Below are 11688 nucleotides of genomic sequence, written 5' to 3' on the forward strand. Positions count from 1 at the left end.
AAAACCCCCGGCCTTGCGGCCGGGGGTCCATGTCGTCCGACGCTTCCGACCGAAGTCGGAAGAAGCGTCTTAGTAGCCCTGGATGCGGGCGTAGCGGTCGCGATGATAGGCCTGGTTGCCGAAGGCCGCCTCGGCCGCACGGGCGCGCTTCATATAGAAGCCCGCGTCGTGGGCGTCGGTCATGCCGATGCCGCCATGCATCTGAACCATCTCGTTGGACACGAGGTGGAAGACGTCGCCCATCTTGGCCTTGGCCAGGCTGACCAGTTCCGGAACGTCCGGGGTGTCGGCGTCGATGGCCTGAAGGGCGGCTTCGACGGCCGAACGGGCCAGTTCGAGATCGGTGAACATCTTGGCCGCGCGGTGCTGCAGGGCCTGGAACGAACCGATGACCTGACCGAATTGCACCCGGACCTTGAGGTAGTCGAGGGTCACTTCGAAGGCCTGCACGGCCGAGCCGAGCATTTCGGCGCAGAGGCCGGCGCGGGCGCGGTCGAGGGTCTTTTCCAGCAGGGCATAGCCCTTGTCGACTTCGCCCAGAACCGCGTCTTCACCCACTTCGACGCCGTCGAAGGTGATGTTGGCGGCGCCGCGGCTGTCAGCCAGGTGCAGACGCTTGCGGCTTACGCCCTTGGCGTCGCCGGCCACCAGGAACAGGGTGATCCCGTCGGTGTCGCCCGGCTTGCCCGAGGTGCGCGCCGAGACGATCAGCAGGCCAGCGGCCATGCCTTCCAGCACGAAGGACTTGGAGCCCGACAGCTTGTAGCCCGAACCGGACTTTTCAGCCTTCAGGGCGACCTTTTCCGGCGCGTGATGCGCGCCTTCGTCGATCGCCAGGGCGCCGACGACTTCACCGCCGGCGATCTTCGGCAGCCATTCGGACTTCTGGGCGTCGGAGCCGCCCAGAACCAGGGCCGAGGCCGCGGCCAAGCCCGACGCCAGCAGCGGCGAGGCGGTCAGGGTGCGGCCGGTTTCCTCCAGGATCAGGCCCATGGAGAGGTAGCCGAAGTCCGAGCCGCCGTACTCCTCGGGGATGATCACCCCGGCCCAGCCCATCTCGGCCATTTCGTTCCAGGCGTTGGCGTCGTAGCCAAGCTCGACCCCGCTGTCGCGCATCTTGCGGAAGGCGGTGACGGGAGACTTTTCCTGCACCCAGCTCTTCGCGGCGTCGCGAAGCATTGTTTGTTCTTCGTTGAGAACGGCCATCTTATTGTAATCCCTATAAAAATTCGAGTGAGTGCTTATTTCGGGTCGGGCAGGCCGAGGATGCGCTTGGAGATGATGTTGTTCTGCACCTCCTGCGAACCGCCATAGATGGTCGTCGCCTTGCCGCCGAGCCAGGAGCGCACGGCGCCCAACTCTTCAGCGGAGAAGTCGTCGCCCTCCCAGCCCAGGCCCTGATGGCCCATGAGCTCGATGGTCAGTTCAGCGCGATCCTGCATCCAGCGGGTGCCCGCATTCTTCATGATCGAAGTGGCCGCCGAAGGTCCGGAATTGGACTTGGATTCGGCCATGGCGCGCATGGCGGTCAGCTGGAAGGCGCGACCGTCGATCTCGTTCATGATCACGCGGGTGCGCAGGTCGGTGTCCGAAAGGCGACCGCCCTCGTCGGTTCCCACATAATCCTTGGCCAGCTTGACCAGGGAACGACCGCCAAAACCGCCGCCGCCGCCGGCGCCCGACAGGCCCGAACGCTCATGCTGCAGGAGGCGTTTGGCCACCGTCCAGCCGCCGTTGACCGGGCCGACCACCTGGTCCTTTTCGACGCGGACGTCGGTCAGGAAGGTTTCGCAGAAGGGCGAGTTGCCGGCGATCAGCGGGATCGGACGGACTTCCACCCCAGGGGTGTCCATGGGGAACAGCACGAAGGAAATGCCTTCATGCTTCTTGGTGGTGTCGGTGCGCACCAGGCAGAAGCACCACTGGGCCCACTGGGCGCCGGAGGTCCAGACCTTCTGGCCGTTGACGAGGTAGTGGTCGCCCTTGTCCTCGGCGCGGGTCTGCAGCGAAGCCAGGTCAGAGCCGGCGCCCGGCTCGGAGAAGCCCTGGCACCATTGCAGTTCACCCTTCACGATCGGCGGGATGTGCTGCTGCTTCTGGGCCTCGGTGCCGTATTCCAGCAGGGTGGGGCCGAACATCATGACGCCCATGCCGCCGATGGGGTTGTAGGCGCCGACGCGACCCAGCTCCTGCTGGATGATCCGGCCATGGGCCGGGGTCAGCCCGCCGCCGCCATACTGGGCCGGCCAGGTGGGAACGCCCCAACCTTTTTCGCCCATCGCCTTGCGCCAGGCGTCCATGTCCGGCGTGGGCTCGGACCGCTCCTCGCGCATCATCATGCTCCCCTTGCCCTTCAGGGACTTGGGGAAGTTGGCTTCGATCCAGTCGCGCGCTTCCGTGCGGAAGGCGTCGAGATCAGAGCCGCCAAAATCAGCCATTAAAATTCTCCTTTAAAATCAGCATCGTGTAATCACTTCGAAGGCGCAGCGTCCGGCAGGCCGAGGATGCGCTTGGATATGATGTTGTTCTGCACCTCATTGGACCCGCCGTAAATCGAACCCGCCTTGCCGGCCAGCCAGCCGCGGACGGCGGCCAGCTCTTCGTCGGTGAAGGTCTCGCCCTCCCAACCCAGACCCTGGTGACCCATGAACTCGAGGGTCAGCTCCGCCCGATCCTGCGCCACCTTCATATTGGCGTTCTTCATGATCGAGGTGGTCGCCGAGGGACCGGAATTGCCCTTGGCCTCCAGGGCCGCGCGCTTCACCGTCTGTTGCAGGGCCTTCAGGTCCATGTCGTTCATGACGATGCGGGTGCGCAGGTCGAGATCGGCCAGACGCCCCTGCTCATCCTCACCCACATATTTCTTGGCGATGATCCCGAGCGCCTCGCGCTTGCCGCCTTCGCCGGCCCGGCCGCCCATGCCGCTGCGCTCGTGCTGCAGCAGGCGCTTGGCCACCGTCCAGCCGCCGTTCAGCGGGCCGATCAGGTTTTCCTTAGGCACCTTCACATCAGTGAAGAAGGTCTCGCAGAAGGGCGAGGAGCCGGCGATCAGGCGGATCGGGCGAACCTCGACGCCGGGCTGACGCATGGAGAAGACCACGAAGGAGATGCCTTCATGCTTCTTGGTGGTGTCGGTGCGCACCAGGCAGAAGATCATGTCGGCCCACTGGCCGCCGGAGGTCCAGATCTTCTGGCCATTGACCAGCCAGTGGTCGCCCTTGTCCTCGGCCCGGGTGGAGAGGGCGGCAAGGTCGGATCCGGCGCCAGGTTCTGAGAAGCCCTGGCACCAGCGCACCTTGGCCGTGGCGATGTCCGGGATGTACGCCTTCTTCTGCTCTTCGGTGCCGTATTCCAGCAGGGTGGGGCCAAACATGCCCACGCCCATGCCGCCAATCGGGTTCCAGGCGCCGATGGCGGCCATCTCCTGGTTCAGCACCCGGGCTTCTTGACCAGACAGGCCGCCGCCGCCGTACTGGGCGGGCCAAGTGGGGACGCCCCAGCCCTTTTCGCCCATCCGGTCACGCCAGAGCGCCATGTCGCCGGTCAGTTCGACACCACCGGCCATGGCCCGGGTCTGGGCTTCGGTATCATGGGCCAGCGACTTGGGAAAATTGGCGTTCAGCCATTCGCGCGCCTGCGCCCGGAAGGCGTCCAGATCGGCGCCGCCAAAGTCAGCCATGAATATTCTCCCTAAAAATCATTATGTTATCATTTATTATAGCATGAATTCGTCGTTCGTGGAGTCGCCGAGCCTACTTGGGATCCGGCAGGCCGAGCACCCGCTTGGAGACCACGTTCAGATTGATTTCCGAGGTTCCGCCCTCGATGGAGTTGCCCTTGGAGCGCAGCCAGGCGCGGACCAGGGCCAACTCGGAGTCGGCATAGGCGTCGCCGTCCCAGCCCAGGCCCTGATGGCCGAAGGCCTCGATCATCAGCTCGTTGCGGTCCTGGGCGACCTTGGCCCCGGCATACTTCATGATCGAGGTCGCCGCGCTGGGGCCGGCGTTGGACTTGGCCTCGTCAGCGGCCCGGCGGACGGTGAGCTGGAAGGCGCGGGCCTCCATGCGGTGCTCGATGATCCGCCGGCGCAGGTCGTGATCGGCGATGCGGCCGGTCTCGTCGACGCCGATATACTTTTTGGCCGCGTCCTCAACGCTCATCACCGCCGCGGGCGCGCCGATATTGCCGCCGCCCAGGCCCGCCGAGATGTTGTCGCGTTCGAACTGCAGCAGCCGCTTGGCCACCGTCCAGCCGCCGTTCAGGGGGCCAAACAGCTGGTTCTTGGGCACCTTCACATCGGTGAAGAAGGTCTCGCAGAACGGCGAGCCGCCATTGATCAGCAGGATTGGCCGGACCTCGACGCCAGGCGTCTTCATGTCGATCAGCAGGAAGGAGATGCCCTCATGCTTCTTCGAGGTGTCGGTGCGCACCAGACAGAAGCACCAGTCGGCGAGATTGGCGCCCGACGTCCAGACCTTCTGACCGTTGACCAGCCAGTGGTCGCCCTTGTCCTCGGCCCGGGTCTGCAAGGAGGCCAGATCAGACCCCGAGCCGGGCTCTGAATAGCCCTGGCACCAGCGCACCGAGCCGGTGACGATGCCGGGCATGTGCTGCTTCTTGAGCTCTTCGGTCCCGTATTCCAGCAGGGTGGGGCCGAACATCATCACGCCCATGCCGCCGATCGGATTGCGGGCGCCGATGGCGGCCATCTCCTCGGCCAGAACCCGGGCCTCCTGGCGCGACAGGCCGCCGCCGCCATGTTCCTTCGGCCAGGTCGGCACGCCCCAGCCTTTCGCCCCCATGGCCTCGCGCCATTGCCGGGCTTCGGGGCTCTCCTTGCCGCCGGCCGCCGCCGCGGTCTGGGCGACCAGGTCCCCCTTGAGGGCCTTGGGAAAGTTCTCCTGGAGCCAGGCCTTGGCCTCGCTGCGGAAGGTTTCGAGATCGCCGCCAAAATCGGCCATGGAAATCCGCCTTTGCAAAAATGTCGTCCGGGGTGTCCGCCGGCCGAAAATGCGACCGGCGGCTGTGCGCGACCGCCTATTTGGGGTCGGGCAGCCCCAGAACGCGCTTGGAGATGACGTTCAGATTCACTTCGCTGGTGCCGCCCTCGATGGAATTGCCCTTCGACCGCAGCCAGCCGCGGGTGGCGAGCAATTCGCCGGGCTTATAGTCGTCGCCACCCCAGCCCAGCCCCTGGTGACCCATGGCTTCGATCATAAGCTCAGATCTTTCCTGGGCGAAGGTCGCCGCGGCGTATTTGATGATCGAGACGGCCGCGCTGGGACCATTGCTGGCCTTGGCTTCGGCCGCCGTGCGGCTGATGGTCAGGCCCAGGCACTGCATGTTCATCTTGTTCTGGGTGATGCGGCTACGCAGGTCGGTGTCAGCCAGGGCGCCGCTGGCGTCCGCGCCGAAGTACCCCTTGGCCACCTGGGCCAGATCGCCGGCGGTCCCGCCCGCGCCGCCGCCGCCGCCGAAGCCGCCAGAAATGTTCTGACGCTCGTACTGCAGAAGGCGCTTGGCGATCTCCCAACCGCCGTTGACCTGGCCCACCAGATTGCCCTTGGGGATCTTCACATCGGTGAAGAAGGTCTCGCAGAAGGGGCTTTCGCCGCTGATCAGCTGGATGGGGCGCGTCTCGACGCCTTCGGTGCGCATGTCGATCAGCACGAACGAGACGCCTTCATGCTTCTTGGAGGTGTCGGTCCTTACCAGGCAGAAACACCAGTCGGCCTTGTCGGCGTAGGAGGTCCAGACCTTCTGGCCGTTGATCAGCCAGTGATCGCCCTTGTCCTCGCAGCGGGTCTGGAGAGAGGCGAGGTCGGAGCCGGCGCCAGGTTCGGAATAGCCCTGGCACCAGCGAATTTCGCCCTTGATGATCTTGGGCAGGTGCTCGCGCTTCTGCTCGTCGTTGGCGTATTCCAGCAGGACGGGACCCAGCATCCAGACGCCGAACGAGGCCAGCGGGGTGCGATAGCGCCCGGCGCTCAGCTCCTGGTCCAGAATGCGGGCCTGGGCGGGGCTCAGGCCGCCGCCGCCGTATTCGGTCGGCCAGGTGGGCGCGGTCCAGCCCTTCTCGCCCATCTTGCGCATCCAGGCGATCTGCAAGTCGTTGGAGTCCTGGAAGACGCGACCGCCCCACATGGCCTCGGGATCCACCCTGGCGGCCGGATCGCGCAGTTCAGCCGGATAGTTGGCCTCCAGCCAGGCGCGGACATCGGCCCGGAAGGTGTCGAGGTCTGCGCTGCCGAAGTCGGCCATGGCTGTCTCCCAAGAATGGAACCGGATTTTGCGCGCCACATTAGCGCCGGGCGAACGCAGGGCAAGCCGCCTTGCGAACACTTGTTTGAAGGGTATCCGGTCTCGCTGTCTCGAATCCGTTCTATATACGGGCCGACACTTCATCAGGACGCTCCCTCCCATGAGGCTCATGCGCGAACTGCGGCCCGCCGGCCTGGCCGCGGCCCCGCTGACCGGCGCCGTCCTCACCCTTGCGGCTGGGGTCATGCTGGTCGTGTCGGCGGCCACGCCGTCGGTCCCCAACCGCTTCCTGTTGCTGGCCGAACTGGCGCCGGCGATCCTCATCGAACTCAGTCACTTCCTGTCCAGCGTGCTGGGTCTGGTGCTGATCTTCCTGGCCTTTGGCTTGCGCGCCCGTCTGGACGCGGCCTGGATCGCCACCATGGTCGCCCTGGGGGTGTCCCTGCCGCTGACCCTGCTCAAGGGGATCGTCTGGGAGGAAACCGCCTGGCTGGGGGCGCTCATGCTGTTACTGGCCCCGTTCCGCGACGCCTTCACCCGCGAGGCCAGGCTTTCACGGATGGAGATCACCCCAGGCTGGCTGGTCTCGGCCGCCGCCCTGGTGCTGGGCGCTGGCCTGCTGGGCCTATGGTCCTTCCAGAACGCTGACTATGGCCACCGCAGCTGGATCAGCGTCATGGTCGAGGACGACGCCGCCCGCGCTATCCGCGGCTGGGTCGGGGCGGCCCTGGCCCTGATCGCCTTCGGGATCTGGCGTCTCTTCGCCTCGGCCGCGACCCCTCGGGTGGTCACTCCCGATGACCAGGACTTCCAGCAAGTCCGCGCCATCCTGGCCTCGGCGCAAGCTGCCGAACCCGGCTCCAACCTGGCCCTCTTGGGGGACAAGCGGTTCATCTTCTCCCAGAGCGGCCAGTCCTTCCTGATGTTCGGTGTTCGGGGTCGCTCCTGGATCGCGCTCGGCGCCCCGGTGGGACGTCGGGAGGAGCGGCTGGAGCTCTTCTGGCGGTTCCGCGAAATGGCCGACGCCCACGCCGCCCGGCCCGGCGTCTACGCCCTGGGGGCCGATGATCTGCCCGAGGTGGTTGAGCTTGGGTTCTCGCTGCAGAAAATCGGCGAGGCCGCCGTGGTGCCGCTGGAGACCTTCTCGGTGGAGGGCCGCAAGCGGGGCAATCTGCGCCGGGCCTGGCGCAAGGCCGGTGAGGAAGGGGCGACCTTCGAAGTCCTGACCCCAGCTGAGGTCCCCGCCGTCCTGGACGACCTGCAGGTCATCTCCGACCAGTGGCTGGACGCCCACGCCGGCGGCGAAAAAAGCTTCACCATGGGGGGCTTCACCCGGGCCTATGTAGCAGAGTTTCCGATTGCGGTGGTGCGTCAGTATGGGCGGATCGTCGCCTTCGCCACCCTGTGGACCACCAGCTCGCGCTCAGCCTTTTCCATGGATCTGATGCGTTATTCCGACGCCGCGCCGAAGAACATCATGGACTATCTGTTCATCGAGCTGATCGCCTGGGGCCGGGCCCAGGGCTATCAGGCCTTCGAGTTTGGCATGGCCCCCCTGGCGGGGCTGGAGGACCGCCCCTTCGCGCCGATCATGTCCCGGGTCGGCCGGCTGCTCTTTGAGCGGGGGGAGGAGATCTACAATTTCCAAGGGGTGCGGCGGTACAAGGACAAGTACGACCCCCTCTGGCAGCCGCGCTATCTGGCCGCCCCGCACAAATGGGCCATCCCGCTTCTGCTGGCCGATGTCGGTCTCCTGTCGTCAGGGGGGATGGCCGGGCTCGCCAAGCGCCCGCGCCGAACCGAGGCGGCGCCAGGCGAGCCCGTCGCCGAAGGCGCCAGGGCGTCCGCCGCCAGTTAGAAACGCCTTCCGACGGTCCAAATGCGACCTAGTAGCCGCCCCGTCCCGTCTCGACCCCCATCATATTGACCAGGTGGACCAGGACCACGATCAGGCCGGCCGCCCCCATCAGCATGATGAACCGGTAGGGCAGGAGCCTTGGACCCCGGCGGAAGTCCGGCGGCTGGGCGCCCTTCCACCCGGCGAAGATGGTCACGGCCAAAAGGGCGGCCCCCAGGGCCAGGGTGAGGGAAAGCTCCATCTGCGACGCCGTAGCGCACCGTCGCACCGGGCGCAAATCGCGCCGTTAACCTGCCGTTAACCCTGTTCTAGCCTGTTGCAGGCTAAGGGTTTTCCCCCCGTCGGCCGTCATCCACAGCTCATCGCGCCAAACGCTATATCTAGCGTTAACCGTGCGTTTACACCCCAAGGTTCGGTGGTTAGCGTCGAATCGCGGGGTAGGAGATCGATTCGAATGAGCGTGGCGACGCCATGGAGCGTCAAGGGCATTGACCCAAAGGCTCGGGAGGTCGCAAAGGACCTGGCCCGGCGCTCGGGAATGACCTTGGGCGAATGGCTCAATCGAATGATCCTGGACGATGAAGGCCCGGAGGACGCTGTCTCCGAGGCTGATATCGCACGCCGTCCCGCCCCCCTCTATTTCGAGAGCGCCCGCCGGACCGAGGATGCTCCGGCCCGGGTCGAGGCCGCCGAGCACCCCGCCGATGAAATGGGGCGTATCGCCCTGGCGCTTGATCGGCTGAGCGAGCGGCTTGAGGTCTCCGAGAGCCGCACTGGCCTTGCTGTGTCCGGCGTGGAGCATTCCGTCCGCGCGGCCTTGGCCCGGATCGAGGCCGCCGAGCGTGAACACATCGCTGTCGCCGCCCGTTTCGAGGGCGCTGTCGAAGGCGTGGCCTCCGAGCAGACCCGGATGGCCGAACGTCTCCGTCGCATGGAGGCCGAGGCCGCCGGCCCTCGCTCGGCCGAGGCCCTGCGCGCCCTGGAGGGCGCTGTCGCCAAGGTCGCCAACCATCTCTATGACGGCGAAACCCGCACCCGTGAGGCCCTGGGCGCCATTGAGGCCCGGGTCGACCGTGTCGAGGCCCAGGGGGGATCTGAGTCTCCGGGGCTGATCGAGGAGGTGGTGGGCCGGGTCTCGCAGCGTCTGAGCGAAGCCGAAACCCGCACCGCCGAGGCGCTGGAGAGTCTTCGGGAGTCCTTCGCCCATCTGGACGGTCGCATTCAGTCTGTGGAGGCCGGCGAGGCGCCAGCGATCGACCGGCGGCTTGAGGAGATGGCCGCCAGGCTCACCGAGCGGGTCGAGGCTTCGAGGGTCGAGATGACCCAGAAGCTGCATGCCGCCGCCGATGGCCGCTTCGACCGCATGGAGCGCCGGCTGGGGGAGATGACCAACCATGTCCGCGCCGCCGAGCAGCGGTCGGCCCAGGCCATTGAGGCGATGGGGCGGGAGGTGCTCAGCATGGCCGAGAATCTGAACCGTCGCGTCCAGACCGCGGAGCACCACAGCGCCCAGGCCATCCAGACGGTCGGCGGCGAGGTCGCCCGCATCGCCACGGCCATGGAGACCCGCCTTGGCCGGTCCGATTCCCTCCACGCCGAGGCCCTGGAGCGGTTGGGCGGCGAGATCGCCAAGATCACCGAACGTCTGGGCGAGCGCATCGCCACGGCCGAGCGGCGCTCGGCCCAGGCGATCGACGATGTCGGCGACCAGGTCGCCCGGGTCACCGAGCGGATCAGCAGCCGCCAGGATCGCGCCGCCGAGGAACTGTCTGAGCGTATCCGCCTTAGCGAAGAGCGGACCGCACGGCTTCTGGAAGAAGCTCGGGAACGGATTGATCGCCGGCTGGCTGAGGCCCCCGCAGCCCGGGAGACGGCGCCGGCGCCGATGATTTCCCCGGAACCGGACCCGGTCGAAAACTCCCCCTTCGGCCTTGAAGACTTCGCCGGATTCGAAGCCACCGAGCGGTCGGCCGAGCCCTTGGCTCGCCAGGCCTTCGCCGCGGTCGCCGACGACTTCCCCAGCGCCCGGGTCTTTGGTCCCGAGGCCGATCGACCCCCGCTCTCGCCGGAAGACTTTGAAGCTGCCGACGGCTTTGACCCGCCGCCAAAGCCGCGGCCGCGGGCCGCCGAACCGGAACCCGTTCTTCCGGCCGAACCCTACATGGCCGAGCCGGTCGAGCCGCCCCCCCGCAGCGTCGCTGAGCGCGTCGACCCGGCGCCCAAGGTACGGGCGGACTATGAAGACGACTTCGGTTTTGAGGACGAGTCCGAGTTTGTCGCCGAGCCGGCCCCCGCCCAGAGGGCGGTCAGCGCCCAGGCTCTGTCCACCCGTGAGGTGATCGCCCAGGCCCGCGCTGCGGCCCGCGCCGCGCCCGCCGCCGAAGCCAAGGGCCGCAAGACGAAGGGCAAGGCCAAGCCCGCCCCGGAACCCAAGGAGTCCGGCTCTCTGTTCAGCGGCTTCTCGATGCGGCCCAAGAAGCGGGCCAGTTCGACCCTGCAGACCGCCTTGCTGATTTCCGGCGGAGCGGCCTTCCTGGGGATGGCGGCTGGCGGCATGATGCTGATCGGCGGCGAGCCCGCTGGCGACCTGCCCGCCCGCGTCGCCCAGGCGGTCTCGGCCGGCCGGAACGCCCCCGAGGAATTGGCGGGGCTTGAGACAGAGGGGGGGATGCCCCGCGCGGCCATCGCCCTGTCGCCCCAGCCGGCCCTTGAGGGAGATGATCCGGGTCCGTCGGCCCAGATGCGGGAAGATTTTCCTGAGCTCTACGCCGAGGCCGTGCGCCAGGTGGAGTCGGGCGCCGCGGGGGGCGTCGATGAGCTCAAGCGTGTCGCCAATCTCGGCTATGCGCCGGCGCAGTTCTACCTGGCCAAGCTGCATGAGACCGGGGGTTCCGGCGTCGCCAAGGACATGGTCGAGGCTCGCCGCTGGACCGAGCGCGCCGCCCAGGGGGGCGACCGCAAGGCGATGCACAACCTGGCCCTCTACTATTTCGAAGGGGTCGGCGGGGCCAAGAACTCCACCACGGCCGCCCAGTGGTTCCGGCGGGCGGCGGACCTTGGCCTGGTGGACAGCCAGTACAATCTTGGCCGCCTCTACGAAGAGGGATTCGGCGTCAGTCAGAATGCGGCTGAGGCCTACAAGTGGTTCATGATCGCCGGCGCGGCGGGCGACAAGGACGCCGCCGCCAGCGCCGAACGCATCAAGGGCGCCCTGACCCCGGCCGCCCAGGCTGTCGCCGAGCGCGCCGCCGCCGCCTTCCGCCCGACCGAGCCCGCCGCACCGATAGCCGCAGCCGCGTCCGGCGTGACGCCCACGACCCTGCAGACGGCGCAAAGGGCGCTTTCACGCCTCGGATACTATCAGGGGCCCACGGACGGGGCGGCTTCTCCGGCTCTGCGCCTTGCTGTCGCCGCCTATCAGCGCGATCAAGGAATGGCCGCCACGGGAGTTCTGGATCAGACGACGGTGTCCAAACTCTCCGTCTTCACGCGCTGATCGGCCTAAAGGCGGCGCGACCGCTCGGACGCCCCCGGCGTCCCTAGACCTATGAGGCGCAAAAGGCGTGGAC

8 protein-coding genes are annotated in these 11688 nt (G+C 67.1%); 2 read left to right on the forward strand and 6 right to left on the reverse strand.

What is annotated here, in order from left to right; genetic code table 11:
• Positions 1–69: 69 nt before the first annotated feature.
• The 5 genes from Q7V15_RS09460 to Q7V15_RS09480 all read right to left on the reverse strand — a co-directional run bounded on the left by Q7V15_RS09460 (position 70) and on the right by Q7V15_RS09480 (position 6261).
• Positions 70–1206, reverse strand: coding sequence for an acyl-CoA dehydrogenase family protein (locus Q7V15_RS09460; RefSeq protein ID WP_304755321.1), 1137 nt, complete (start codon positions 1204–1206; stop codon positions 70–72).
• A 35-nt stretch (positions 1207–1241) separates the two neighbouring features.
• A complete protein-coding gene (locus tag Q7V15_RS09465; RefSeq protein WP_304755322.1) occupies positions 1242–2438 on the reverse strand; it encodes an acyl-CoA dehydrogenase family protein in 1197 nt (398 codons plus the stop codon).
• Positions 2439–2470: 32 nt separating this feature from the next.
• The gene (locus tag Q7V15_RS09470; protein ID WP_304755323.1) at positions 2471–3679 is read right to left on the reverse strand and encodes an acyl-CoA dehydrogenase family protein; all 1209 of its coding nucleotides are present in this window, start codon (positions 3677–3679) and stop codon (positions 2471–2473) included.
• A 73-nt stretch (positions 3680–3752) separates the two neighbouring features.
• Complete coding sequence (locus Q7V15_RS09475) at positions 3753–4961, reverse strand: acyl-CoA dehydrogenase family protein (protein ID WP_304755324.1); 1209 nt, start codon at positions 4959–4961, stop codon at positions 3753–3755.
• 76 nt (positions 4962–5037) lie between these two features.
• Positions 5038–6261, reverse strand: a complete 1224-nt coding sequence (locus Q7V15_RS09480; RefSeq protein ID WP_304755325.1) for an acyl-CoA dehydrogenase family protein — start codon at positions 6259–6261, stop codon at positions 5038–5040.
• Between the two features lie 160 nt (positions 6262–6421).
• Here Q7V15_RS09480 and Q7V15_RS09485 point away from each other — a divergent pair, with 160 nt between their 5' ends.
• The gene (locus Q7V15_RS09485; protein WP_304755326.1) at positions 6422–8119 is read left to right on the forward strand and encodes a GNAT family N-acetyltransferase; all 1698 of its coding nucleotides are present in this window, start codon (positions 6422–6424) and stop codon (positions 8117–8119) included.
• A gap of 28 nt (positions 8120–8147) precedes the next feature.
• Here the strand turns inward: Q7V15_RS09485 and Q7V15_RS09490 are convergent, their stop codons facing one another.
• Positions 8148–8360: a hypothetical protein gene (locus Q7V15_RS09490; protein WP_304755327.1), complete on the reverse strand. Its 213-nt coding sequence runs from the start codon at positions 8358–8360 to the stop codon at positions 8148–8150.
• A 213-nt stretch (positions 8361–8573) separates the two neighbouring features.
• On the opposite strand from Q7V15_RS09490, the gene Q7V15_RS09495 reads away from it, so the two are divergent.
• Positions 8574–11615, forward strand: coding sequence for a peptidoglycan-binding protein (locus Q7V15_RS09495; RefSeq protein WP_304755328.1), 3042 nt, complete (start codon positions 8574–8576; stop codon positions 11613–11615).
• The last annotated feature ends 73 nt before the right edge of the window (positions 11616–11688 follow it).

It is taken from the genome of Phenylobacterium sp., from assembly GCF_030651755.1.
Lineage (GTDB): Bacteria > Pseudomonadota > Alphaproteobacteria > Caulobacterales > Caulobacteraceae > Phenylobacterium.

Excerpts from the sequence above, each read along its gene's own strand:
- Q7V15_RS09460 (WP_304755321.1), bottom strand. The coding sequence starts at position 1,206 with ATGGCCGTTCTCAACGAAGAACAAACAATGCTTCGCGACGCCGCGAAG.
- Q7V15_RS09465 (WP_304755322.1), bottom strand. The coding sequence starts at position 2,438 with ATGGCTGATTTTGGCGGCTCTGATCTCGACGCCTTCCGCACGGAAGCG.
- Q7V15_RS09470 (WP_304755323.1), bottom strand. The coding sequence starts at position 3,679 with ATGGCTGACTTTGGCGGCGCCGATCTGGACGCCTTCCGGGCGCAGGCG.
- Q7V15_RS09475 (WP_304755324.1), bottom strand. The coding sequence starts at position 4,961 with ATGGCCGATTTTGGCGGCGATCTCGAAACCTTCCGCAGCGAGGCCAAG.
- Q7V15_RS09480 (WP_304755325.1), bottom strand. The coding sequence starts at position 6,261 with ATGGCCGACTTCGGCAGCGCAGACCTCGACACCTTCCGGGCCGATGTC.
- Q7V15_RS09485 (WP_304755326.1), top strand. The coding sequence starts at position 6,422 with ATGAGGCTCATGCGCGAACTGCGGCCCGCCGGCCTGGCCGCGGCCCCG.
- Q7V15_RS09490 (WP_304755327.1), bottom strand. The coding sequence starts at position 8,360 with ATGGAGCTTTCCCTCACCCTGGCCCTGGGGGCCGCCCTTTTGGCCGTG.
- Q7V15_RS09495 (WP_304755328.1), top strand. The coding sequence starts at position 8,574 with ATGAGCGTGGCGACGCCATGGAGCGTCAAGGGCATTGACCCAAAGGCT.